The organism is Leclercia sp. UBA5076 (genome assembly GCF_002416465.1).
In the GTDB taxonomy this organism is placed as follows: domain Bacteria; phylum Pseudomonadota; class Gammaproteobacteria; order Enterobacterales; family Enterobacteriaceae; genus Enterobacter.
In genome coordinates this window covers 251,009-274,206 of sequence record NZ_DIAO01000008.1, presented here as the reverse complement: position 1 = coordinate 274,206, position 23,198 = coordinate 251,009, and the positions used below count along the sequence as shown (strand labels likewise).

Genomic DNA, 23,198 nt, shown 5'->3' with positions numbered 1-23,198 from the left:
GATTCGCTTATATACTCGTGGGTCTGCTATCAGCAAACAGACGGATTTCATGTACCAACCTGTCGCACTATTCATAGGCTTACGTTATATGCGTGGGCGCGCCGCGGACCGCTTCGGTCGCTTCGTCTCCTGGCTTTCAACCATTGGCATTACGCTTGGCGTGATGGCGCTGGTGACGGTTCTCTCCGTCATGAACGGCTTTGAGCGCGAGCTGCAAAATAACATTCTGGGGCTGATGCCGCAGGCGATCCTCTCATCCAGCAGCGGGTCGGTGAATCCGCAGCAGCTGCCACAAAGCGCCGTCAAGCTCCAGGGCGTAAGCCGCGTGGCGCCGATCACCTCCGGTGACGTGGTGCTACAGAGCGCCCGCAGCGTGGCGGTCGGGGTGATGCTCGGCATCGACCCGGCGCAAAAGGATCCCCTGACGCCGTATCTGGTCAACGTCAAACAGGGCGATCTGGCTCCCGGCCAGTACAACGTTATTCTCGGCGAACAGCTTGCCGGCCAGCTCGGCGTCAATCGCGGCGATCAGCTACGGGTGATGGTGCCGTCTGCCAGCCAGTTTACCCCGATGGGGCGGCTCCCGAGCCAGCGCCTGTTTAATGTGATCGGCACCTTCGCCGCCAACAGCGAAGTGGACGGCTATCAGATGCTGGTCAATATCCAGGACGCGTCGCGCCTGATGCGTTACCCGCTCGGCAATATCACCGGCTGGCGTCTGTGGCTCAACGAGCCGCTGAAGGTCGATGTGTTAAGCCAGCAAACCCTGCCGGAAGGCACCCAATGGCAGGACTGGCGCGAACGTAAGGGCGAGCTGTTTCAGGCCGTGCGGATGGAAAAAAACATGATGGGCCTGCTCCTGAGCCTGATTGTGGCGGTTGCCGCCTTTAACATCATTACCTCGCTGGGCCTGATGGTGATGGAGAAGCAGGGCGAAGTGGCGATCCTCCAAACCCAGGGGCTGACGCCGCGGCAGATCATGGCGGTCTTTATGGTGCAGGGCGCCAGCGCCGGGATTGTCGGCGCGCTGCTCGGCGCGCTGCTCGGTACGCTGCTTGCCAGCCAGCTTAATAATTTAATGCCGATTATCGGCGCGCTGCTCGACGGCGCGGCACTGCCGGTGGCCATTGAGCCGCTGCAGGTAGTGGGCATTGCGCTGGCTGCGATGGCCGTTGCCTTACTCTCTACGCTTTATCCTTCATGGCGCGCTGCCGCCACCCAACCCGCTGAGGCTTTACGTTATGAATAAGATCCTGTTGCAATGCGACAACCTGTGCAAACGCTATCAGGAAGGCACGGTGCAGACGGATGTCCTGCACAATGTCAGCTTCAGCGTCGGGGAAGGGGAGATGATGGCGATCGTCGGCACCTCCGGCTCCGGGAAAAGTACCCTGCTGCACCTGCTTGGCGGGCTGGATACGCCGACCTCCGGCGATGTGGTCTTCTCCGGCACGCCGCTGAGTTCGATGTCATCGAGCGCGAAGGCCGATCTGCGTAACCGCGAGCTGGGCTTTATCTATCAGTTCCACCACCTGCTGCCGGACTTTACGGCGCTGGAAAACGTGGCGATGCCGCTGCTGATCGGCAAAAAGAAACCGGCTGAAATCAACGCCCGCGCCAGCGATATGCTGAAAGCGGTCGGGCTGGGCCACCGCGGTAATCATCGGCCTTCCGAGCTCTCCGGCGGCGAGCGCCAGCGTGTGGCGATTGCCCGGGCGCTGGTGAATAATCCGCGCCTGGTGCTGGCGGATGAACCGACCGGTAACCTGGATGCCCGCAACGCCGACAGCATCTTCCAGCTTCTCGGCGAACTGAATGCCTCCCAGGGCACCGCCTTCCTGGTGGTGACGCACGATCTGCAGCTGGCAAAACGCATGTCCCGCCAGCTGGAGATGCGTGACGGTCGCCTGAATACCGAACTGACCCTGATGGGGGCAGATTGATGGCTTCACCGTTATCGTTACTCATCGGCCTGCGTTTTAGCCGGGGTCGCCGCCGCAGTGGCATGGTGTCGCTCATATCGGTCATCTCCACCGTCGGTATCGCGCTGGGCGTGGCGGTACTGATTGTTGGCCTCAGCGCCATGAACGGCTTCGAGCGTGAGCTGAACAACCGCATTCTGGCAGTCGTGCCGCACGGCGAAATTGAGCCGGTTAACCAGCCGTGGAATAACTGGAACGACGCCCTGAATAAAGTGGAAAAGGTGCCGGGCATTGCCGCGGCTGCGCCCTATATCAATTTCACCGGGCTGGTGGAGAGCGGCGCAAACCTGCGCGCTATCCAGGTGAAAGGGGTGAACCCGCGCCAGGAAGAGAAGCTCAGCGCGCTGCCACAGTTTATCCAGAAAGAGGCCTGGGCCAATTTTAAAGCTGGCGATCAGCAGATTATCCTCGGTAAGGGGGTGGCCGACGCGCTGAAAGTGAAGCAGGGCGACTGGGTGTCGATCATGATCCCGAACGCCAGCGCCGATCATAAGCTGCAGCAGCCGAAGCGCGTGCGTCTGCACGTGACCGGTATTTTGCAGCTAAGCGGTCAGCTCGATCACAGCTTTGCCATGGTGCCGCTGGAAGATGCGCGCCAGTATCTCGATATGGGCAGCAGCGTCACCGGGATCGCCATCAAGGTTAACGACGTCTTCAACGCCAACAAACTGGTGCGCGACGCCGGGGAAGTGACCGACAGCTATGTCTACATCAAGAGCTGGATCGGCACTTACGGGTATATGTATCGTGATATCCAGATGATCCGCGCCATTATGTACCTGGCGATGGTGCTGGTGATCGGCGTGGCCTGCTTTAACATCGTCTCCACGCTGGTGATGGCGGTGAAAGACAAGAGCGGCGACATCGCGGTGCTGCGCACCCTCGGCGCAAAAGATGGTCTTATTCGTGCCATCTTCGTCTGGTATGGTCTGCTGGCGGGGCTGCTGGGCAGCCTGTGCGGTGTGGTTATCGGCGTGGTGGTTTCATTGCAGCTGACGCCGATTATCAACGGTCTTGAGGCCCTGATCGGGCATCAGTTCCTGTCGGGCGATATCTATTTTATTGACTTCCTGCCGTCTGAATTGCACTGGCTGGATGTTTTTTATGTGCTGGTTACAGCACTTTTACTGAGTCTGCTGGCAAGCTGGTATCCGGCGCGTCGCGCAAGCCGAATTGATCCGGCGAGGGTATTAAGTGGCCAGTAATTACGTCATGATCCGGTGAGCGTTGCCGCCGGGTCAAAAGAGGAATGCACTATGTATTACGGATTTGATATTGGCGGCACCAAAATTGCCCTTGGCGTATTTGATACCAACCTGAAATTGCAGTGGGAAACCCGGGTTCCCACTCCTCACGAAAGCTACGATGAATTTTTAACCGCCATTGCCGCGCTGGTGGCCCAGGCCGATGAACGCTTCGGCGTGAAGGGCACGGTGGGCATAGGCATTCCGGGGATGCCGGAAACCGACGACGGTACGCTGTACGCCGCCAACGTCCCGGCGGCAAGCGGTAGGCCGCTGCGCGCCGACCTGACCCGCCTCCTTGAGCGCGACGTGCGCCTCGACAACGACGCTAACTGTTTTGCCCTCTCCGAAGCCTGGGACGATGAGTTCCAGCAATACCCCCTGGTGATGGGGCTGATCCTCGGCACCGGTGTCGGCGGCGGGATTGTGGTGAATGGCAAACCGGTGACCGGACGCAGCTATATCACTGGCGAGTTTGGTCATATTCGCTTGCCGGTGGATGCGCTTGAGGTGGTAGGGCGTGATTTCCCGCTCCTCCGTTGCGGTTGCGGCCAGCACGGCTGCATTGAGAACTACCTCTCCGGCCGTGGATTTGCATGGCTTTATGAACACTTCTATCATCAAAAACGTCAGGCTCCGGAAATCATTGCCCTGTGGGAGCAGGGGGATGAACAGGCTGTAGAGCACGTTGAGCGCTATCTCGATCTGCTGGCGGTCTGTCTGGGGAATATCCTGACCATTGTCGATCCTGACCTGCTGGTGATCGGCGGAGGATTATCGAACTTTACGGCCATCGCCGAACGGTTGTCCGGTCGGTTGCCGCGTCATTTGTTGCCGGTTGCCCGTGTCCCGCGCATTGAGCGCGCGCGACATGGCGATGCCGGAGGAATGCGCGGCGCCGCATTCCTCCATCTCACCCGTTAGCCATACGAGGTTTTTATGCTGTCGCGACGGTCACTTCGACTCAGCCGTTTTCGCAAAAACAAACGCCGCTTGCGTGAGCGCTTACGCCAGCGAATTTTCTTCCAGGATGTGGCAATGCCGGAATTGATGGAAAAACCAAGAGTACTGGTCCTGACCGGGGCGGGGATCTCCGCCGAGTCGGGCATTCGAACGTTTCGCGCGACCGACGGGTTGTGGGAAGAGCATCGGGTTGAAGATGTGGCGACGCCGGAAGGTTTTGCCCGTAACCCGCAGCTGGTGCAGGAATTCTACAACGCCCGCCGCCGTCAGTTGCAGTCGCCGGAGATCGCCCCTAATGCGGCGCATCTGGCGCTGGCTAAACTCGAAGAGGCGCTGGGGGATCGCTTCCTGCTGGTAACGCAGAATATTGATAACCTGCATGAGCGCGCGGGCAACCGCAACGTGCTTCATATGCACGGTGAATTGCTGAAGGTGCGTTGCTCCAGCAGCGGCCAGGTCTTTAGCTGGACCGGCGATGTCACCTCCGATGACAAATGCCACTGCTGTCAGTTCCCGTCGCCGCTGCGCCCGCACGTGGTGTGGTTCGGCGAAATGCCGCTGGGAATGGATGAGATCTACAGCGCCCTGGCGATGGCGGATCTGTTTATCGCCATTGGCACCTCCGGGCATGTCTATCCGGCGGCGGGATTTGTCCACGAAGCGAAGCTGCACGGGGCGCATACGGTGGAGCTGAACCTTGAGCCGAGCCAGGTGGGCAGCGAGTTTGAAGAGAAAACCTACGGACTGGCGAGCGAAGTGGTGCCGCAGTTTGTGGATAAGCTTCTTAAGGGATTGTAAGTGGTTCACTGCGCGAAGAGCAGACGCTTTTCGCGCAAATTTCAAGGGAACGACAGGAACAGGTTATGGATAACCCGCTAATTGTATCGGCCATTATTTTTATTGTGGCGGTAGGGATAGGGCTGTGGAGCCAGTGTTGCCTGCCTCGCCTTTCTGACAGCAGAAATATCCTGTTCATTCTCTTTTTATACCTCGGCATTGTCTCCGCTGGCTCGTGTATATTTAACCTGGTATACCTGCTGTTTACCGGACAACTTGCGCATGGCGATGTGCAGCAGTTCGGCACGATTGTTACGCTGGTCGTGCTGTGGAAACCGCTGATGTATGTGATTGGCAAAATTGATGACGCGTTGCAAAAAATATCGGAGTAAATAGTTGAGCGGGGCGAATTAACGCCAGATTACCCGCAAAGCCCTGACGACAACGCAGGACCTTACGCAGTTAAAATAAATAATTAATCTATTGTTTATCTGTTGTTGATTCGCTCTGCGCCTCATCAGACCACGGCGTCTCCGGCAGCCTGCGCATAATTTGCCTCATTGCCAGAGCGTCCAGTAAAATGGTTGGCACCATAATAAAAGAAATGAGCCAGAAAAAAGGATTCCTGACGGGGAAAATGGTTGTCCATTTATCCTGTTCATTGACTCGCGACAACATCCGGCTGCTCAATCTCGTCACGCAATATTTAAAGGAGTAGTTATTTTCTATCGATATTAAATGAACGGGTGTCATCAGGCCATTCATATAGTTTCTGCACCACGCCCAGGATTCCGCATAACTCAAAAGAGTATCTGCGATATCGGTAGAGAAGCGAGAGACTTGATAAAATAAAGGCGCGTTATCATCGCTGATGATTATCCAGTTTTTTTTCCCGTCAGTCGAGGGTGCTTGCCACTTATACCATGTCCGGGAACCCGCGGTTCCGGAACCGTTACTAAAATGGGCTTCAATGTCCTTCCAGTCATAAATCAGCGTTTCGACAGGCCATTTCGCAAAGATATTACGCGTGGGACGATACGTTTGAACATACACCCGTTGGCGCTTGCGATTCAGCCTGACGATTAACGTTTTGGGGTGGGTAATGACGACACGCAGTGCGTGGATGCTGCTATAGAACATCAGGATAAGTATAATCTCAACCAGAATAAATACGGGAGAATACCCAATAATTGGGCCAATAAATAAAATAGATAACAGAAATGGGAATATGGTCAGAAGCGGCATCGTTACGCCAAGCCATTCGCTTCTGGGGACGTTTTTTATGATATCGCAATAAATATCATTGACGGCGACTACACCGAATAGCGGCGGCGCTTTTCTCTGCGTTTTTTTGACATAATGCGTCCTTTTATGATGTTGCCTGTAATCCTTTAAATCAGGAAACTCAATGCCCATGTCTTGTTAACGGTAGTAAAAATAATGTCGATGCAGAAAAAAGAGAATAAAGAAGATTACTGTTCAGCTTCATATGTACTTATCCTTGTACCATTGAGTTATGCCGGGTCGAAACCCGGCATAGTATTGCATTAACGACCTGCCTTCAACTTCTGGTAATACTCTTCATACAGGCGGCTGGCGTCGCCCACATCGTTCTGCCACTCGCCTTTACTGATGGTCTGCGCATCCGGGTAGAGCGACTTGTCATTTGCAACGGTCGGGCTCAGCAGCTTGCGGGCGGCGAGGTTTGGCGTCGGGTAGCCGATGGTCTCTGCCACCTGTTTTGCCACATCCGGGCGCAGCAGGAAGTTAATCAGCTTCAGGGCACCGTCCACGTTTTTAGCATTGGCCGGAATAGCCAGGCTGTCCATCCAGAAGATCCCGCCCTCTGCTGGCCACACCACTTCCAGCGGCGTACCGGCCTGACGCGCGACGTATGCCGACCCGTTCCACACCATCCCCACGTTGACTTCCCCTTCCATATACGGGTTCGCCGGATTATCGGAGTTGAAGGCGGCCACGTTAGGCATCAGTTTTTGTAGCTCATGGTAAGCCGCTTCAATCTCTTTCGGATCGGTGGTGTTGCCAGAGTAGCCCAGCTTACGCAGCGCAATCTGGAACACTTCGCGGGCGTCGTCGGTCAGCAGCAATTCACCTTTATAGTCTGGTTTCCACAGGTCAGCCCAGCTCGTCACCGATTTAGGATCCATCGCTTCGCTGTTGATCCCGATCGCCGTTGCGCCCCAGATGTACGGAATAGAGTAATCGTTATTTGGGTCAAACGGCTTGTTGAGCATCTCCGGATCGAGGTTTGAAAAATTGGTTAGCTTCGATTTGTCGATCTTCTGGATCATGCCCTCTTTGCGCATCTTGTCGACGAAATAGGTCGACGGGACCACCAGGTCGTAGGCGCCATCTTTATAGGTTTTGAGCTTGGCATACATGGTTTCATTCGACTCGTAGGTCGAGTAGATAACCTTGATGCCGGTCTCTTTAGTAAACTGCTCCAGCAGGCCTGGCGGCACATACTCGGTCCAGTTATAGAAGTAGAGCGTTTTACTGTCGTCCGCGTGCGCAGCGCTAATACCCATTGCGAGAGCGCCTGCCGCGAGCAGGTGGCGTGACCATTTTTTCATTAATACGTCCCCTGAGATTTTGTTTTATCACGAGCAATAAGCTGACTGGCGATCACCAGGACCAGCGATAACATCAACAGTATGGTCGCCAGCGCGTTCACCTCCGGTGAGACGCCAACTTTCACCATCGAATAGATCTTCAACGGCAGAATTTCATAGCTCGGCCCGGTGACGAATGACGAAACCACTACGTCATCCATCGACAGGGTAAAGCTGAGCAGCCATCCCGCGGCCACGGCGGGCATCGCCAGCGGCAGGATAATTTTGCGCAGGATGGTCATCTCGCTGGCACCCAGATCTTTTGCCGCCTCCAGCATCCGCACGTCAAAGCCTTTCAGACGGGAGTAGACCGTCACCACCACAAACGGCAGGCAGAAGGTGATGTGTGAGAAGAGCAGGGACCAGAAGCCCAGCTGTACCCCCAGCAGCATAAAGAGCACCAGCAGCGAGATAGCCATTACGATGTCCGGAGACATCATCACCACAAACAGCATGCCGCTGACGAAGGGTTTACCGCGAAAACGGTAGCGATAGAGCGCCACCGCCGTCAGGGAGCCAATCAGGGTGGCGAGGGTGGCCGAGAAGATCGCCATCGTCAGGGAGTGCTGCGCCGCCTGCAGCAGGCTGTCATTATTCACCAGCAGGCTATACCACTGGGTGGTAAAACCCTGCCAGTTAATGCCAAAGCGCGAGCTGTTAAAGGAGTTCACGATCAGGATAATGATCGGAATGTAGAGGTACGCATAAATCGCGGTCATAAAACCGCCGCGGAGCAGTCGACCGATCATTCAAGTTCCCCTTTACTGTTAAGCAGCCGCGACGCGCGCCAGTAGACCAGCAGCATCAGGCCCATCACCAGGGTCAGGGTGATACTGGTGGCCGAACCGAACGGCCAGTCGCGAATATTGAGGAACTGGCTCTTGATGACGTTACCGATCAGCAGGTTTTTAGCCCCGCCCATCAGGTCGGAGACGTAAAACAGCCCCATCGCCGGCAGCATCACCAGCAGGCAGCCGGCAATGATCCCCGGCATGGTCAGGGGGATGATAATGCGGATAAAGGTCTGGAGTTTGCTGGCGCCAAGATCCCTTGCCGCCTCCAGCAGGGGTTTATCCAGCTTCTCAATGCTGGAGTAGAGCGGCATTACCATAAACGGCAGCAGGATGTAGACCAGCCCCACAATCACCGCGCCGGGAGTGAACATGATGCGGATCGGGGTGTCAATGACGCCCAGCCACAGCAGAAACTCGTTCAGGTAGCCTTTGGTGCTGAGAAAGATCTTCAGGCCGTAGATGCGAATCAGCGAGTTGGTCCAGAAGGGCACAATCAGCAGGAACAGCAGCAGCGGTCGCACTTTCGTCGGCAGCTTCGCCAGGAACCAGGCAAAGGGATACCCCAGCACCAGGCAGGCGACGGTGGCTATCAGCGCCATATTGAGCGAATGGAGCAGGACCTGGAAATAGAGCGGGTCCAGCAGGCGCGCGTAATTTTCCAGCGTAAAGACCAGCGAGACAAAATGGGCGTCGTCACGGGTCAGGAAGCTGGTCGCGATGATCATCAGGTTGGGTAAAAAGACAAATAACACAAGCCAACCGACGATAGTGGCGATCACCACATTCTGGAATTTACTTGTGTTCTTCATCAGCCAGCACAACCTCCCAGCTTTCAACCCAGTTAATGACCATTTTTTGATTGAGCGAGTGGTCGAAATCGGGATCGTCTTCGTTAAAGAATTCGCTGACCATCACCATCTTGCCGTTTTCCAGCTCAACGACCGACTCAAGCGTCATGCCTTTGTAGTTGCGCTCGCGGATATAGCCGATTAGCCCTTCGACTTCGGTTTCGTCGTGAATCTCTTCAACGCGCAGATCTTCCGGACGCAGCAGGACGTTCAGCTGCTGTCCCGGCTCAACGGCAAAATTGACGAAGATGTTGCAGGCGCGGCCCTCGACGTTAGCCAGCACCCGCTGGTCGTCAAGTCGTTCAATAACGGTAGCATTGAAGATGTTGATTTCCCCAATAAAGCTGGCGACAAACAGGTTTTTCGGCTCTTCGTAGATCTCGCGCGGCGTACCGTCCTGCTCGATTTTGCCCTCGCGCATCACCACGATGCGATCGGACATGGTCAATGCCTCTTCCTGGTCGTGGGTGACAAAAACAAAGGTGATCCCGAGCTTACGCTGCAGCGCCTTTAATTCGTTCTGCATCTGCTTGCGCAGCTTGTAGTCGAGTGCGGAAAGGGACTCATCCAGCAGCAGCAGGCGCGGTTTATTAACCACGGCACGGGCGATGGCGACACGCTGTTGCTGTCCACCCGAAAGCTGGTGCGGTTTACGCTGGGCGAACGCTTCAAGCTGAACCATGCGCAGGGCCTCGGTGACGCGTGGCGTGATTTCGCTGGCGGGCGTTTTTTGCATCCGCAGGCCAAAGGCGACGTTTTCGAAAACCGTCATGTGCGGGAAAAGTGCGTAACTTTGAAAGACGGTATTGACGTGGCGGTGTTCAGCAGGAACCAGGGTAATGTCCTGGTTGTCCAGATGGATGTGACCGCGATCGACGTTATCCAGCCCGGCGATAAGGCGAAGCACTGTCGTTTTACCACAGCCTGAAGGGCCAAGTAGTGTAAGAAATTCGCCGTTGTTGATCGTTAAATCCAGGTCGGAAATGACGGTTTTTCCGTCAAAGCTTTTACGAATTCCGGCCAGTTGCACCAACGGTGACAGTGAAGCTGGTTGTGTATTCAATTTTTGATTCAGTCCCATATCGACGCTGCAAATGCTTATCGCAGCGGGGTTTGTGGTTAACCACCTTGGTGAAACGTAATGAGGGCGGACATTCTACGGGAAAGCGCTGCAATCGCCAATCCTTGTTACCCATTGATAAGCTACATTTATTAGCAAACGATGAGAGAAACGGAAATATTCTCGTTTACGGGATAAAAGTGACCTGACGCAATATTTGGGTTTTGCTGCTTACTGATAATGTTGTCACGAAAAGTGAGGGTGACTGCATGGATAAATTACTTGAGCGTTTTTTACAGTACGTATCGCTGGATACCCAATCTAAGCCGGGTGTCCGCCAGGTGCCAAGCACCGAAGGGCAGTGGAAGCTGTTGCAGCTGTTAAAAAGCCAGCTGGAGGAGTTGGGGCTCGTTAACGTGACCTTAAGTGAAAAAGGGACGGTGATGGGCACACTACCTGCGAATGTGAGCGGTGATATTCCTGCCATTGGTTTTATTTCCCATGTCGATACCTCACCGGATTTTAGCGGTAAAAATGTCAATCCGCAGATTGTTGAGAATTATCGGGGCGGTGATATCGCCCTTGGCGTCGGTGACGAAGTGCTGTCGCCGGTGATGTTCCCGGTATTACACCAGTTGCTTGGCCAGACCCTGATCACCACCGACGGCAAAACGCTGCTGGGGGCTGATGACAAAGCGGGCGTTGCCGAGATCATGACCGCGCTGGCGGTGCTGAAGAACAACAACGTGCCGCACGGCGATATCCGCGTGGCCTTTACCCCCGATGAAGAGGTGGGCAAAGGGGCGAAGCATTTTGATGTTGAGGCGTTCGATGCCCGCTGGGCCTACACCGTCGATGGCGGCGGCATGGGGGAGCTGGAGTTCGAGAACTTCAATGCGGCGTCGGTGAATATCCGCATCGTTGGCAACAATGTCCACCCAGGCACCGCGAAAGGGGTGATGGTGAACGCGCTGTCGCTGGCGGCCCGCATTCATGCTGAAGTTCCGGCGGATGAAAGCCCGGAAAAAACCGAAGGCTATGAGGGCTTCTACCATCTGACCAGCATCAAAGGGACGGTGGACCGCGCGGATATGCACTACATCATCCGTGATTTCAACCGCGAAGGGTTTGAAGCGCGCAAACGCAAGATGATGGATATCGCAAAGAAGGTGGGCAAAGGACTTCACCCGGACTGCTACATTGAGCTGGTCATCGAAGACAGCTATTACAATATGCATGAAAAGGTGATCGAGCATCCCTACATCCTTGAGGTGGCACAGCAGGCGATGCGCGACTGCGACGTCGAGCCGCAGCTCAAGCCGATCCGCGGCGGCACCGATGGCGCGCAGCTCTCCTTTATGGGGCTGCCGTGCCCGAATCTGTTCACCGGGGGATATAACTACCACGGCAAGCATGAGTTCGTGACCCTGGAAGGAATGGAAAAAGCGGTGCAGGTGATTGTGCGGATTGCGGAGCTCACCGCAAAACAATAGTCGCCGTTTGACGCCTTACCCGGTCTACGCGTAGGCCGGGCAAACAACGTGCCGCCCGGCATTTCCACACATGAGGAGGGAACCTCATATGTCAAACTACCGTCGACATTATGTGCCAGGCGGAACCTGGTTTTTCACCGTTAACCTGCAAAACCGGCGCAGCGATCTGCTGACGCGACATATCGATACGCTTCGTGCGGCAACGCAAGGTGTTAAACGCCGCAAACCCTTTCTGATTAATGCCTGGGTGATCCTGCCGGAACATATGCACTGTATCTGGACGTTACCCGAAAATGACGCGGACTACTCCGGCCGCTGGCGAGACATCAAAAAGACCTTCACCCGCGTGCTGGGGATGCCAGGCATCTGGCAGCCACGCTTCTGGGAACATACCATCCGGGACGACAACGACCTGCGGCGACATACGGATTACATCCATATCAACCCGCTGAAGCATGGCTATGTGACGCGCGTGAAAGCGTGGCCCTATTCCACCTTTCATCGTGATGTACGGGAAGGGATATACCCGGAAGATTGGGCTGGGGAGATAGAGGATTTTGACACCGGAGAGCGGCGATAAAAAGCCGGGTGGCGGCTACGCCTTACCCGGCCTACGGTTGCGATTTTGTAGGCCCGGTAAGCGAAGCGCCACCGGGCATTGTCACAGACAACGTTGTAGGCCGGGCAAACGCAGTGCCGCCCGGCAACCCACTAACGTCTCAGTCCTCGAAGAACCAGTACCCGCTGTTCACCAGGGCGGCCATCATCGCGAGGAACGACGGATCGTCCAGCGCATCGCCGAAATGATCGGCAGTCAGCACCATATGGCTGGCAAGGGCCTCCAGTGCCGGACGGTGCGGGGAATCCAGCTGCTCGCCATTGACATACACCGCTTCGCCAATACGTAACACCCGCAATCCACCCAGACGCGCCAGCTTGTCGCCCTGCTGAAGGGCATCGTAGATTTCATCCGGCTGATACGGCGGCTCCGGCAAGGAGACGTCCAGCTCGTGTCGGGACTGGCTGATAAACTCCCCGAACCACTGGTTGAAATGTTCCGGCTGGTTGATCATCTCCAGCATCATTCCGCGCAGCTGATCCAGCTCCTGCGGCAGAATATCGGCCGGATGTTCGCGGGAAGGGACCGCCGGATCGCTGAAACGGTGGCTGCCCAGTTCGCGCTGCAGAACGTAATCGGCAAACCCGCTGATCATCTCGCGACCGCTTGGGGCGCGGAAACCAACCGAATAGTTCATTGAGTTCTCAAGGGAGTAACCCTCATGCGGGAAACCCGGTGGAATATAGAGAATATCGCCCGGCTCCAGCTCTTCGTCGATGATGCCGACAAACGGATCGACCTGCAGCAGGTCGGGGTGCGGACAGTGCTGTTTCATCGGCACCTTTTCACCCACGCGCCAGCGGCGGCGGCCGGTACCCTGGATAATAAACACATCGTACTGATCCAGATGCGGGCCAACGCCGCCCCCGGGCACGGAGAAGGAGATCATCAGATCGTCCATCCGCCAGTCGGGCAGGGCGCGGAATGGCAGCATCAGGGCTGCGGCGGGCTGGTGCCAGTGGTTAACCGCCTGCACCAGTAACGACCAGTTGCTCTCACCCAGGTGGTCGTAGCTTTCAAACGGGCCGTGGCTCACCTGCCATTTACCGTCCTGATGGCTGACGAGACGACTGTCGACTTCGCTCTCCATGGCCAGGCCAGCCAGCTCATCGGGAGAGATCGGATCGACGAAATTGGTGATGCCGCGTTTCAGGACAACCGGACGTTTTTGCCAGTAACGTTCGATAAAGTCGGGCCAGTTAAGGGCTAATTGATAATCCATATTTATATTCCGCAGGCTTTTAATGACTCGGATTATAACGGAAGCTCGGCAGCCTGCGTGTGAGAATCACGCTTTTTTCACCCTGGCGTTTAACTATCGTCGCTTGTCAGATGCTGGCGACCAAAAATTACCTCCATTCGGGCACCGCCCAGCAGGCTGTCGCTGGTTTCGATTCTGCCGCCATACTGCTCCACAATGTCCCGGGCGACCGAAAGACCGACCCCCTGACCCGGGCGCAATGTGTCGGCGCGCTGGCCGCGATCGAAGACCTGGTCACGTTTGCCCTGAGGGATCCCGGGGCCATCATCCTCAACGATAATATGCAGCTGGTCCTCTCCCTGACGGGCAGAGACTTCAACGAACTCCAGGCAATATTTACAGGCGTTATCCAGCAAGTTGCCCATCACTTCCATAAAGTCATTTTTTTCGCCGACGAAACTGATTTCCGGGGAGATATCGAGAGTAATGTTCACCCCCTTGCGCTGGTAAACTTTGTTCAGCGCCGAGGTCAGACTGTCGAGCAGCGGGGCGACGGGGTGCAATTCCCTGCTCAGCAGGGTGCTGCCGGTGCGCATGCTGGCGCGGTGCAGGTAGTAACCAATCTGCTGCGAGATACGGCTGATCTGCTCCAGCATCACGGGTTCTGCCTCCTCGGCGCTCAGCTTCGCGCTGCGCAGGGATCGCATCGTGCTCTGCATGACTGCCAGCGGGGTTTTCAGGCTGTGGGTCAGATCGGTGAGGGTGGTGCGGTACTTATCGTAACGTTCGCGCTCGCTTTTCAGCAGACGGTTAAGATTGCGCACCAGACTGGTGAGTTCCCGGGTGGTGTTCGGGTCGAGTTTTTCACGGTGATGTTCTTCCAGCTCGCGCACCTCTTTCGCCAGCGACTCGATAGGGCGCAGGCTCCACCAGGCGGCCAGCCAGAGCAGGGGGATCACCAGCAGCAGGTTGGCAGCGAGCACGTAGACGAACCAGTTCCACACCATATAGGAGCGTTTAAGCTCAACCGGAATGGTGTCGATGACCACAATGGTCAACTGGGGCATCTGGAGGGTCGCGGGGTAGATATTTACCGCCACCGAGTGGGTCAGCTCGCTGTCGTCGTCATCCTCGCGGATCTCGGCCAGCTCCCGCTGCATGTTCCGATCGTTACCGACCAGCACGCTGGTGGCATCAACATTGGCTTCCAGCTCATGAAAGCCGTTGGCTCTTAACCACTCCGGGCGGATGCTTTTAATCAGCCACGGCACGTCGCGCTGGGCCCACAGCAGCTTGCCTTTTTCATTATAAATCAGCGACATGGTTGGGCTCTGGCGATCCAGATGCTCCGGCATATCGATGCTGATTTTATTGTCTTCCCATCTGGCGAGGGTATAGAAGAGATTGCTTTCGCCGCGCAGCAGGCGGAAGGTGGTTTTGTCGAAACTGACGCTGTAGCCCACCAGCGCCACCATGCCGTAGGCCAGGGAGAGCACCAGCACCACTACTGCTGTCGCCAGCAGGAATCGAAACCGCAGCGACAGCGGCAGAAAGTGACGAAACAGTTTTTTCATTTAACGTAATTCGAAAAGATAGCCCTGCCCGCGCACGGTGGTGATGACATCCTCCGGGTACTGCGCCTGAATTTTCTTACGCAGACGGCCCATCAGAACATCGATGGTATGGCTTTCGCGCAGCTCCGCATCAGGGTAGAGCTGGAGCATCAGGGAATCTTTGCTCACCACCTTGCCGCTGTTACGGATCAGCGTCTCCATAATGGTGTACTCAAAGGCCGTCAGCTTAATCACCTCGTCATTTATCGCCAGTTCGCGACGGGAGAGATCGACCTGGAACGGCGGAATGGAGATCACCTGCGAGGCCAGACCGCTGTTGCGGCGCATCAACGCCTGCATGCGGGCGGCAACCTCTTCAATATGGAAGGGTTTGGTGACGTAGTCATCGGCACCGGCGCTGAGCACTTCAACCTTATCCTGCCAGCCTTCGCGGGCGGTTAACACCAGCACCGGCAAAGAGACATCGTGGCTGCGCCAGCGGCGGATCAGCGACAGACCATCTTCATCAGGCAGACCCAGGTCAACGATGGCGATATCGGGCAGATGTTCATTGAGATAGTAATCGGCTTCTTTGGCATCTTCAGCATCATCCACCTGATGCCCCATTTCCTGAAGCTGAACTTTCAGGTGATGACGTAGCAACGCATTATCCTCAACAACCAGTACGCGCATCATCGCTTCTCCCTAATATGAATGGTCAGAGTAGTTTAACGCTGATTATGTTGCGGAGGGGATAAACATTTCGTAAACCGGGGGAAAGGAACCCTCTTTCCGGGCGGAAAGAGGGTAAAAAGCGTTATTTCAGCTCATCAACCATCGCGATAGCGCGACCGATGTAGTTTGCCGGGGTCATCGCTTTCAGACGGGTTTTCTCCTCTTCTGGCAGGGCCAGACCGTCGATAAACTGCTTCATGCCTTCGGCATCGACGCGCTTGCCGCGGGTCAGCTCTTTCAGTTTTTCGTACGGCTTCTCGATACCATAGCGACGCATTACGGTCTGGATTGGCTCCGCCAGTACTTCCCAGTTGTGATCCAGTTCGTCGAGCAGACGCTCGCGGTTCACTTCCAGCTTGCTCACGCCCTTCAGGGTGGATTGATAGGCGATCAGCGCGTAGCCAATGCCCACACCCAGGTTACGCAGCACGGTGGAGTCGGTCAGGTCGCGCTGCCAGCGGGAAACCGGCAGTTTGCTGGCCATGTGCTGCAGCAGCGCGTTTGCCAGGCCCAGGTTGCCTTCGGAGTTTTCGAAGTCGATTGGGTTGACCTTGTGCGGCATGGTGGATGAACCGATTTCGCCGGCGATGGTCTTCTGCTTGAAGTGGTTCAGGGCGATGTAACCCCAGATGTCGCGGTCGAAGTCGATCAGAATGGTGTTGAAGCGCGCGATGCAGTCAAACAGCTCGGCAATGTAGTCGTGCGGCTCAATCTGGGTGGTGTACGGGTTCCACTGGATCCCCAGAGAGGTGACAAACTCTTCGCTAAACTGGTGCCAGTCCACTTCCGGGTAGGCGGCGATGTGGGCGTTATAGTTACCCACGGCGCCGTTGATTTTACCGAGGATCTCCACCTGCTCAAGCTGGCGGTACTGACGTTCCATACGGTAAGCGACGTTCGCCATCTCTTTGCCGATGGTGGACGGAGTTGCAGGCTGGCCGTGGGTACGGGAGAGCAGCGGGATATCGCGATACTCCACCGCCAGGGCTTTCACCGCGTCGATGATTTTGCGCCAGTAAGGAAGTACGACTTCTTCACGCGCGGTAGAGAGCATCAGCGCGTGGGAGAGGTTATTGATATCTTCTGAGGTGCAGGCGAAGTGAATAAATTCTGACACCGCGTGCAGGGCCGGAACGCTTGCCACTTTCTCTTTCAGGAAATACTCAACCGCTTTCACGTCGTGGTTGGTGGTGCGCTCAATGGTCTTAATGCGTGCGGCATCTTCTTCATTGAACTCTGCGACGATTTTATCGAGGTAATCGTTTGCCTGGCTGTCAAAAGCAGGAACTTCCTTGATTGCTGCCTGCGCGGCCAGCTTTTGCAGCCAGCGTACTTCAACCTGTACACGGAATTTCAGCAGACCATATTCGCTGAAGATCCCGCGCAGCGCGCTGACTTTATCGCCGTAGCGTCCATCGACAGGGGAAACGGCGGTCAGTGAGGATAATTCCATAGTTCGCAACTCCGGGAGGTTAACAATGAGCAAGAATTTGTTTTGCCTGAGTGGTCAGGCGATTACGAGAAAACATGAGCTGCAGGCGGCCACCGCCGACCTGTTGCCACAGTACCGCGGCACGAATACCGGCGAGCAGGGAGGCGCGTACTTTGGCCTGCACCTGCGGGCTTTGCAATACGGCAGGGGAGCCGGTCACCTGGATACGCGGCCCCAGTGGGCTGATGACATCCACATAGATGCCCGCCATGGCGCCGAGTAAGGTATCGGACTGCAACTCGAAATGGTCCAGCTGGCGCTGCAGGCCGGTAATGCGCTCGCCGAGGGTATCCATCGCCCCTTTGGCGGCATTCAGCTTGCGCTCCAGCACCATCATGCTGAGGGTATAACGCGTCAGTTCGGCGTTAAGCCCCTGACGGTTGCTGGCATTTAACACGCCGAGCAAGGTTTCCAGACCAAGACGAAGATTCGCTTCGCTACCACCAAACACGCCGAGGGTGGAGCTGGGGTTCAGATCCACGACGCTGTTGAGCGAAACGTGCAGCGCGTCAGCATCGCAGTGACCCTGATGCGCCAGCTGTTGCACCAGACGGGCAGACTGGCAAATTCCTGCCAGCGCCAGGGTGATGTCATAATAGTTCTTCGCCACACTTGCTCCTTTCTGTGTGTTATCGCATTAAACCGCGGTCAGCGGCAGGCGTTGTTCGATGATACCGCCGCCAAGGCAGATTTCACCGCTGTAGAAGACAGCAGACTGACCCGGGGTCACGGCGGCGACCGGCTCGTCGAAACGCACCTCAATGCGTTCATCATCAAGCGCAGTCACGGTGCAGGGGATATCGGTCTGACGATAGCGGGTTTTCACCGTGCAGCGCAGCGTGCCTTTCAGCGGCTCGCGGTCGACCCAGTGCAGCTGTTGGGCAATCAGCCCGACGGACATCAGACGCGGATGGTCATGACCCTGGGCCACAATCAGAATATTGTTTTCAACATCTTTATCGACGACGTACCACGGATCTTCGCTACCCTCTTTGATACCGCCGATACCGAGGCCCTTACGCTGGCCCAGGGTGTGATACATCAGACCCTGGTGCTCGCCGATGGTATCGCCATCCACGGTCACGATCTTACCCGGCTGGGCAGGGAGATAGCGGCCCAGGAACTCACGGAATTTGCGCTCACCAATAAAGCAGATCCCGGTTGAGTCTTTTTTCTTCGCAGTAATCAGATCCAGCTCTTCGGCGATTTTACGCACTTCTGGTTTTTGCAGCTCGCCCACCGGGAACAGGCTTTGGGCAATCTGTTCGTGGCCGAGGGTATAGAGGAAGTAGCTCTGATCTTTGTTACCGTCGAGCCCGCGCAGCAGCTGGCTTTTGCCGTCGACATCCGCGCGGCGCACGTAGTGGCCGGTGGCGATGTAGTCAGCACCCAGATCTTCAGCGGCGAACTCGAGGAAGGCTTTAAATTTGATCTCTTTGTTGCACAGAATATCCGGGTTTGGCGTGCGGCCGGCTTTGTATTCAGCCAGGAAATGCTCGAACACGTTATCCCAGTATTCTGCGGCAAAATTGACGGTGTGCAGTTCAATGCCGAGCTTGTCGCATACCGCCTGGGCATCAGCCAGATCCGCGGCGGCGGTGCAGTATTCCTCGCCATCGTCCTCTTCCCAGTTCTTCATGAACAGGCCTTCAACCTTATAGCCCTGTTGCAGCAACAGCCAGGCAGAGACGGAAGAATCGACGCCGCCGGACATGCCGACGATCACTTTTTTTTGGCTTTCAGACATTGGAATACTCACGACATTGAACTTCAAGGCGGCGTATTCTATCACGCGCCCCCGGCATTGACACCCTCTGTAAACGGCCAGTTAAATTCGCCGATGGTCTCCAGCGGCAGACGCTGGCCGGTCAGGTAGCTGCGAATGCTCTCCGCAACCAGCGGGGAGCGCAGATGTGTTGCGTTAAGGATGGTGTCGGCATCCACCCACAGGCAACGATCGATGTCGCTGTCGTGCGGCTCAGTGGCGCACGTTTCGTTAAGCTCAATGGCGAACAAAAAACGGATAAACGGCGTTTTGTCCGGCGCGATCCATTGATGGAGGCGGATGAAATGCTGCGGCCTGGCATGAATGCCGGTCTCTTCCCACAGCTCACGCTGCGCCGCCTGGACCAGCGTCTCGTCGGCTTCCAGGTGGCCCGCAGGCTGGTTCCAGAGCGCTTTGCCGTTGATGGTCTCTTCCACCACCAAAAATTTGCCCTGGGCGTGGACAATTGTGGCCACTGTGACATGCGGTTTAAACATGAGGCTCTCCTTGTTCGGTAACGTCCCGCCACTCACCGTTGGCGAGGTTATCCAGCGTGTAACTGCCCATGGCGTAGCGGATCAGGCGCAGCGTCGGATGGCCGACATGCGCCGTCATGCGCCGTACCTGGCGGTTACGGCCTTCATAAAGGGTGACTTTGATCCACGAAACGGGAATCGATTTGCGCTCGCGGATCGGCGGATTGCGCGGCCAGAGCCACTCTGGCTCATTCACCAGCTCAATGCCTGCGGGCAGGGTAGGGCCGTCGTTCAGCGTAACGCCGTTACGCAACGCCGTTAACGCCGCGTCGTCCGGGACGCCTTCAACCTGCACATAGTAGATTTTGCCGGTGCGTTTGCCGGGCTGGGTGAGCCTGGCCTGGAGCTCGCCGTCGTTGGTGAGCACCATCAGCCCTTCGCTGTCGCGATCGAGTCGGCCTGCGGCATAGACCCCCTGAACGGGGATGTAATCCTTCAACGTGCTGCGTCCGGCTTCGTCGGTAAACTGCGGCAGGACATCGTAAGGTTTATTGAACAAAACGACGCGTGTTGGCGCGCGTTGCTTGCGCGGTCTGGACGCTTGTCGGGTGCTGAATCGTTCAACCCGGTGATTTCTAAAAGAAGTTTTCTGCATGGTATTTTCAGACGTTATCAATTGCCGCATTATAGCCTAATAACGAATGCCTTTCATGGCGCCAGACATTCAGGTACTATCGGTGGGCTCATTACAAATTATTAACATAAGATCAGTAACAACCAGAAGCGCTCGAAGGAGAGGTTAATGGAAAGCAAAGTAGTTGTTCCGGCGGAAGGTAAAAAGATCACCCTGCAAGACGGTAAGCTGAACGTTCCAAACAATCCGATTATCCCGTTCATCGAAGGTGACGGTATCGGTGTTGATGTAACCCCAGCGATGCTGAAAGTGGTGGATGCCGCTGTTGAGAAAGCCTATAAAGGCGAGCGTAAAATTTCCTGGATGGAAATTTACACCGGTGAAAAATCTACCCATGTTTACGGCCAGGACGTCTGGCTGCCAGCTGAAACGCTGGACCTGATTCGTGACTACCGCGTTGCCATCAAAGGCCCGCTGACTACCCCAGTTGGTGGCGGTATTCGCTCCCTGAACGTTGCTCTGCGTCAGGAACTCGACCTGTACGTCTGCCTGCGCCCGGTACGTTACTACCAGGGTACCCCAAGCCCGGTTAAACACCCAGAACTGACCGACATGGTTATCTTCCGTGAGAACTCCGAAGATATCTATGCGGGCATCGAGTGGAAAGCGGACTCCGCAGAAGCCGAAAAAGTAATCAAGTTCCTGCGCGAAGAGATGGGCGTGAAGAAAATTCGCTTCCCTGAACATTGCGGTATCGGCATCAAGCCGTGTTCCGAAGAAGGCACCAAGCGCCTGGTTCGTGCAGCGATTGAGTATGCAATCACCAACGACCGTGACTCTGTGACCATCGTTCACAAAGGCAACATCATGAAGTTCACAGAAGGTTCGTTCAAAGACTGGGGTTACCAGCTGGCGGCGGAAGAGTTCGGTGGCGAGCTGATCGACGGCGGCCCATGGCAGAAGATCAAGAACCCGAACACCGGCAAAGAGATCATCATTAAAGATGTCATCGCCGATGCGTTCCTGCAGCAGATCCTGCTGCGTCCGGCTGAATATGACGTTATCGCCTGTATGAACCTGAACGGTGACTACATCTCCGACGCCCTGGCGGCGCAGGTTGGCGGTATCGGTATCGCACCAGGCGCGAACATCGGTGACGAGTGCGCCCTGTTCGAAGCGACCCACGGTACCGCACCGAAGTATGCTGGCCAGGATAAAGTGAACCCAGGTTCTATCATCCTCTCCGCAGAAATGATGCTCCGTCATATGGAATGGTTCGAAGCCGCAGACCTGATCGTTAAAGGTATGGAAGGCGCGATTAACGCTAAAACCGTAACTTACGATTTCGAACGTCTGATGGAAGGCGCTAAACTGCTGAAATGTTCAGAGTTTGGTGACGCGATCATCGAAAACATGTAATCCGGATTCCGGGTTGTATGCGAACGGGAGCCTGATGGTTCCCGTTTTTTATTATTAGCTTTTGAACGGTTATCAAAAATTTATCAAAACAAGTTATCAAAACCCCACCCCAAAATCCTATATCGCGATTGTCGTCCAGTCCTTCCCGCGGTCGTCGTTGTAGCGATCGGTCTGCTGCTGTGACTTGTGACCGAGCAACTTTTTAGTGTCAATTCCCTGTTCCTTATAAAGACGTTCCGATAGCGATCGCTGCTCATGGAATGTCGCCGGCGTTCCTTCCCTCCAGTCGATCCCTGCCTTATCCCTGGCCTTACTAAAATTCATTGTGAGCGTGTTCGCTTTAACCTGGGCGCCACGCTCTGCTTGCGAAGTGGCCCTGAAAAAATGGACGAGGTAAGGGCTTACCGCGTAATCCCGACAGCGCGATATAACATCCCGCAAACTCCAGTTAATGGCGTTCAGGCGGAGCGATAACGGGATCGCGATTTTGCTTCCCGTTTTCTCCTGAATAATGTGCAGCTGGTCATCCCAGACATCGCTAAATTTCATTCTCGAAATATCACCTAGGCGTTGGCCGGTTACTAAAGCCAGCAACATAGCATTACCCATATACTGGTGGTTTGCGTCTGCAATCTCGAATATCCGCTGCCATTCCTCAAGGCTAAGTCGCTGCCGGGTGATTCTACGTCTGGGCTTTTTAGTGGCTGATGCAGGATCGTAACCCGGGGGAACTTCACCTGCGTGTTGCGCCTCTTTAAATATATCGACCAAAACGGTTCGAATAACCTGAGCCATTCTCGCCTGACCCGCCGCAATATATTCATCAAGAATTTGGGCGATATCGCGTACATCAACGGATGGCAACAATTTCATACCAACACGTTCACGCAGAAGAGCCGCTGGCTTATTTTTTTGTTTAAATGTGTTTAATTTAATGTCACCTGAAGCCAGGCGCTCTTCCTGAATTTTCCAGTATCGGTCGAGCCATGTTGAAACCGTGATCGCTTTGCCTTTGCTTGTGGCGATCCTGTCACTGATTGCCAAAATCTGCCGGGTTCTCTGTTCTGCCAGGCGCGCGTTTGCCTCAGTAGCAATCGCAATAGCCTCCAATTCGTCGGTGCCCAGCGCATGGAACTTGCCGGTGATTGGATGTTTATAGCGCCAGTAAACCTTGTTCACCTTCCTGCTGTAGAGAGGGTATAGGTTCGGAACAGAGACATTGTTTTTACGTGGTCTGGCAGCCATCGTTCAAAATCCTTTGCAGCAATATGGAGTCGTTCTTCTTAACTACCGGTGCGGCCAGTTCACCTACCAACTCAGCATCTTCACGAACGCGCCATAAGCGGCCCTGCTTCATTGCTGGTGGAGAGAACTGGTTCTGTTTCGCATAACGTCGAAGTGTCGACACGCTTGGAGGGTTGCTTCTGTATTTTTCAGCGGCCCACTCTTCGAGAGTTAACATCTGGATCATATGCTTTACCTCATAATGGCCCAGTAACGGGCCATTGGC

General features: G+C 55.5%; 24 protein-coding genes. 9 read left to right on the top strand and 15 right to left on the bottom strand.

Annotated features, from left to right (window positions below):
- Positions 1-49: 49 nt before the first annotated feature.
- The 6 genes from lolC (at position 50) to B3X29_RS08770 (ending at position 5,358) form a co-directional block, all read left to right on the top strand.
- Entirely contained in the window at positions 50-1,249 is a 1,200-nt protein-coding gene (lolC, locus tag B3X29_RS08795; RefSeq protein ID WP_159339141.1) for a lipoprotein-releasing ABC transporter permease subunit LolC, read from the top strand.
- Complete coding sequence (gene lolD, locus B3X29_RS08790) at positions 1,242-1,943, top strand: lipoprotein-releasing ABC transporter ATP-binding protein LolD (RefSeq protein WP_103179117.1); 702 nt, start codon at positions 1,242-1,244, stop codon at positions 1,941-1,943. Before lolC ends, lolD begins: the two co-directional genes overlap by 8 nt.
- Entirely contained in the window at positions 1,943-3,187 is a 1,245-nt protein-coding gene (gene lolE, locus B3X29_RS08785; RefSeq protein WP_156654291.1) for a lipoprotein-releasing ABC transporter permease subunit LolE, read from the top strand. The genes lolD and lolE overlap by 1 nt, the downstream gene beginning before the upstream one ends.
- Positions 3,188-3,238: 51 nt before the next feature.
- Positions 3,239-4,150: an N-acetylglucosamine kinase gene (gene nagK / locus B3X29_RS08780; RefSeq protein WP_103179119.1), complete on the top strand. Its 912-nt coding sequence runs from the start codon at positions 3,239-3,241 to the stop codon at positions 4,148-4,150.
- Between the two features lie 15 nt (positions 4,151-4,165).
- Positions 4,166-4,987: a Sir2 family NAD+-dependent deacetylase gene (cobB, locus tag B3X29_RS08775; protein WP_114387410.1), complete on the top strand. Its 822-nt coding sequence runs from the start codon at positions 4,166-4,168 to the stop codon at positions 4,985-4,987.
- Between the two features lie 65 nt (positions 4,988-5,052).
- Positions 5,053-5,358: a hypothetical protein gene (locus B3X29_RS08770; protein ID WP_159339139.1), complete on the top strand. Its 306-nt coding sequence runs from the start codon at positions 5,053-5,055 to the stop codon at positions 5,356-5,358.
- An 88-nt stretch (positions 5,359-5,446) separates the two neighbouring features.
- Here B3X29_RS08770 and B3X29_RS08765 read toward each other — a convergent pair whose 3' ends face one another.
- From B3X29_RS08765 to potA, 5 genes are all read right to left on the bottom strand, one after another.
- The gene (locus B3X29_RS08765; protein WP_159339138.1) at positions 5,447-6,382 is read right to left on the bottom strand and encodes a DUF6708 domain-containing protein; all 936 of its coding nucleotides are present in this window, start codon (positions 6,380-6,382) and stop codon (positions 5,447-5,449) included.
- A gap of 131 nt (positions 6,383-6,513) precedes the next feature.
- Positions 6,514-7,560, bottom strand: coding sequence for a spermidine/putrescine ABC transporter substrate-binding protein PotD (potD, locus tag B3X29_RS08760; RefSeq protein WP_103179123.1), 1,047 nt, complete (start codon positions 7,558-7,560; stop codon positions 6,514-6,516).
- A complete protein-coding gene (gene potC / locus B3X29_RS08755; RefSeq protein ID WP_103179124.1) occupies positions 7,560-8,348 on the bottom strand; it encodes a spermidine/putrescine ABC transporter permease PotC in 789 nt (262 codons plus the stop codon). The genes potD and potC overlap by 1 nt, the downstream gene beginning before the upstream one ends.
- Positions 8,345-9,202, bottom strand: coding sequence for a spermidine/putrescine ABC transporter permease PotB (gene potB, locus B3X29_RS08750; RefSeq protein ID WP_103179125.1), 858 nt, complete (start codon positions 9,200-9,202; stop codon positions 8,345-8,347). Before potB ends, potC begins: the two co-directional genes overlap by 4 nt.
- Positions 9,186-10,322 (bottom strand): spermidine/putrescine ABC transporter ATP-binding protein PotA, encoded by a 1,137-nt coding sequence (gene potA, locus B3X29_RS08745; RefSeq protein ID WP_159339137.1) that lies wholly within the window; start codon positions 10,320-10,322, stop codon positions 9,186-9,188. Before potA ends, potB begins: the two co-directional genes overlap by 17 nt.
- Before the next feature lie 248 nt (positions 10,323-10,570).
- Between potA and pepT the strand changes: the two genes are divergently transcribed.
- Both pepT and B3X29_RS08735 read left to right on the top strand, forming a co-directional pair.
- Entirely contained in the window at positions 10,571-11,794 is a 1,224-nt protein-coding gene (gene pepT / locus B3X29_RS08740; protein ID WP_159339136.1) for a peptidase T, read from the top strand.
- An 88-nt stretch (positions 11,795-11,882) separates the two neighbouring features.
- A complete protein-coding gene (locus tag B3X29_RS08735; protein ID WP_103179129.1) occupies positions 11,883-12,374 on the top strand; it encodes an REP-associated tyrosine transposase in 492 nt (163 codons plus the stop codon).
- A 139-nt stretch (positions 12,375-12,513) separates the two neighbouring features.
- Here B3X29_RS08735 and B3X29_RS08730 read toward each other — a convergent pair whose 3' ends face one another.
- From B3X29_RS08730 to rluE, 8 genes are all read right to left on the bottom strand, one after another.
- Positions 12,514-13,635, bottom strand: a complete 1,122-nt coding sequence (locus B3X29_RS08730; protein WP_103179130.1) for a cupin domain-containing protein — start codon at positions 13,633-13,635, stop codon at positions 12,514-12,516.
- A gap of 89 nt (positions 13,636-13,724) precedes the next feature.
- Entirely contained in the window at positions 13,725-15,188 is a 1,464-nt protein-coding gene (gene phoQ / locus B3X29_RS08725; protein ID WP_159339135.1) for a two-component system sensor histidine kinase PhoQ, read from the bottom strand.
- A complete protein-coding gene (gene phoP, locus B3X29_RS08720; RefSeq protein WP_039028964.1) occupies positions 15,189-15,860 on the bottom strand; it encodes a two-component system response regulator PhoP in 672 nt (223 codons plus the stop codon).
- 124 nt (positions 15,861-15,984) lie between these two features.
- The gene (gene purB, locus B3X29_RS08715; protein WP_103179175.1) at positions 15,985-17,355 is read right to left on the bottom strand and encodes an adenylosuccinate lyase; all 1,371 of its coding nucleotides are present in this window, start codon (positions 17,353-17,355) and stop codon (positions 15,985-15,987) included.
- A gap of 19 nt (positions 17,356-17,374) precedes the next feature.
- Positions 17,375-18,004 (bottom strand): high frequency lysogenization protein HflD, encoded by a 630-nt coding sequence (hflD, locus tag B3X29_RS08710; RefSeq protein WP_263950977.1) that lies wholly within the window; start codon positions 18,002-18,004, stop codon positions 17,375-17,377.
- A gap of 27 nt (positions 18,005-18,031) precedes the next feature.
- Positions 18,032-19,141: a tRNA 2-thiouridine(34) synthase MnmA gene (gene mnmA / locus B3X29_RS08705; RefSeq protein ID WP_159339133.1), complete on the bottom strand. Its 1,110-nt coding sequence runs from the start codon at positions 19,139-19,141 to the stop codon at positions 18,032-18,034.
- Between the two features lie 41 nt (positions 19,142-19,182).
- Complete coding sequence (locus B3X29_RS08700) at positions 19,183-19,656, bottom strand: NUDIX domain-containing protein (protein WP_103179178.1); 474 nt, start codon at positions 19,654-19,656, stop codon at positions 19,183-19,185.
- Positions 19,649-20,320, bottom strand: coding sequence for a 23S rRNA pseudouridine(2457) synthase RluE (gene rluE / locus B3X29_RS08695; protein WP_103179179.1), 672 nt, complete (start codon positions 20,318-20,320; stop codon positions 19,649-19,651). Before rluE ends, B3X29_RS08700 begins: the two co-directional genes overlap by 8 nt.
- Before the next feature lie 117 nt (positions 20,321-20,437).
- Here rluE and icd point away from each other — a divergent pair, with 117 nt between their 5' ends.
- The gene (gene icd, locus B3X29_RS08690; RefSeq protein ID WP_103179180.1) at positions 20,438-21,688 is read left to right on the top strand and encodes an NADP-dependent isocitrate dehydrogenase; all 1,251 of its coding nucleotides are present in this window, start codon (positions 20,438-20,440) and stop codon (positions 21,686-21,688) included.
- A gap of 117 nt (positions 21,689-21,805) precedes the next feature.
- On the opposite strand, the gene B3X29_RS08685 is transcribed toward icd, so the two are convergent.
- Together B3X29_RS08685 and B3X29_RS08680 are read right to left on the bottom strand one after the other, a co-directional pair.
- Positions 21,806-22,933 (bottom strand): site-specific integrase, encoded by a 1,128-nt coding sequence (locus B3X29_RS08685; protein ID WP_032617595.1) that lies wholly within the window; start codon positions 22,931-22,933, stop codon positions 21,806-21,808.
- Positions 22,914-23,159 carry an excisionase gene (locus tag B3X29_RS08680; protein ID WP_032617596.1) on the bottom strand — a complete coding sequence of 82 codons (246 nt, stop codon included), beginning with the start codon at positions 23,157-23,159 and terminating at the stop codon, positions 22,914-22,916. The genes B3X29_RS08685 and B3X29_RS08680 overlap by 20 nt, the downstream gene beginning before the upstream one ends.
- Positions 23,160-23,198: the final 39 nt, after the last annotated feature.

Excerpts from the sequence above, each read along its gene's own strand:
- lolC (WP_159339141.1), top strand. The coding sequence starts at position 50 with ATGTACCAACCTGTCGCACTATTCATAGGCTTACGTTATATGCGTGGG.
- lolD (WP_103179117.1), top strand. The coding sequence starts at position 1,242 with ATGAATAAGATCCTGTTGCAATGCGACAACCTGTGCAAACGCTATCAG.
- lolE (WP_156654291.1), top strand. The coding sequence starts at position 1,943 with ATGGCTTCACCGTTATCGTTACTCATCGGCCTGCGTTTTAGCCGGGGT.
- nagK (WP_103179119.1), top strand. The coding sequence starts at position 3,239 with ATGTATTACGGATTTGATATTGGCGGCACCAAAATTGCCCTTGGCGTA.
- cobB (WP_114387410.1), top strand. The coding sequence starts at position 4,166 with ATGCTGTCGCGACGGTCACTTCGACTCAGCCGTTTTCGCAAAAACAAA.
- B3X29_RS08770 (WP_159339139.1), top strand. The coding sequence starts at position 5,053 with ATGGATAACCCGCTAATTGTATCGGCCATTATTTTTATTGTGGCGGTA.
- B3X29_RS08765 (WP_159339138.1), bottom strand. The coding sequence starts at position 6,382 with ATGGGCATTGAGTTTCCTGATTTAAAGGATTACAGGCAACATCATAAA.
- potD (WP_103179123.1), bottom strand. The coding sequence starts at position 7,560 with ATGAAAAAATGGTCACGCCACCTGCTCGCGGCAGGCGCTCTCGCAATG.
- potC (WP_103179124.1), bottom strand. The coding sequence starts at position 8,348 with ATGATCGGTCGACTGCTCCGCGGCGGTTTTATGACCGCGATTTATGCG.
- potB (WP_103179125.1), bottom strand. The coding sequence starts at position 9,202 with ATGAAGAACACAAGTAAATTCCAGAATGTGGTGATCGCCACTATCGTC.
- potA (WP_159339137.1), bottom strand. The coding sequence starts at position 10,322 with ATGGGACTGAATCAAAAATTGAATACACAACCAGCTTCACTGTCACCG.
- pepT (WP_159339136.1), top strand. The coding sequence starts at position 10,571 with ATGGATAAATTACTTGAGCGTTTTTTACAGTACGTATCGCTGGATACC.
- B3X29_RS08735 (WP_103179129.1), top strand. The coding sequence starts at position 11,883 with ATGTCAAACTACCGTCGACATTATGTGCCAGGCGGAACCTGGTTTTTC.
- B3X29_RS08730 (WP_103179130.1), bottom strand. The coding sequence starts at position 13,635 with ATGGATTATCAATTAGCCCTTAACTGGCCCGACTTTATCGAACGTTAC.
- phoQ (WP_159339135.1), bottom strand. The coding sequence starts at position 15,188 with ATGAAAAAACTGTTTCGTCACTTTCTGCCGCTGTCGCTGCGGTTTCGA.
- phoP (WP_039028964.1), bottom strand. The coding sequence starts at position 15,860 with ATGCGCGTACTGGTTGTTGAGGATAATGCGTTGCTACGTCATCACCTG.
- purB (WP_103179175.1), bottom strand. The coding sequence starts at position 17,355 with ATGGAATTATCCTCACTGACCGCCGTTTCCCCTGTCGATGGACGCTAC.
- mnmA (WP_159339133.1), bottom strand. The coding sequence starts at position 19,141 with ATGTCTGAAAGCCAAAAAAAAGTGATCGTCGGCATGTCCGGCGGCGTC.
- B3X29_RS08700 (WP_103179178.1), bottom strand. The coding sequence starts at position 19,656 with ATGTTTAAACCGCATGTCACAGTGGCCACAATTGTCCACGCCCAGGGC.
- rluE (WP_103179179.1), bottom strand. The coding sequence starts at position 20,320 with ATGCGGCAATTGATAACGTCTGAAAATACCATGCAGAAAACTTCTTTT.
- icd (WP_103179180.1), top strand. The coding sequence starts at position 20,438 with ATGGAAAGCAAAGTAGTTGTTCCGGCGGAAGGTAAAAAGATCACCCTG.
- B3X29_RS08685 (WP_032617595.1), bottom strand. The coding sequence starts at position 22,933 with ATGGCTGCCAGACCACGTAAAAACAATGTCTCTGTTCCGAACCTATAC.
- B3X29_RS08680 (WP_032617596.1), bottom strand. The coding sequence starts at position 23,159 with ATGATCCAGATGTTAACTCTCGAAGAGTGGGCCGCTGAAAAATACAGA.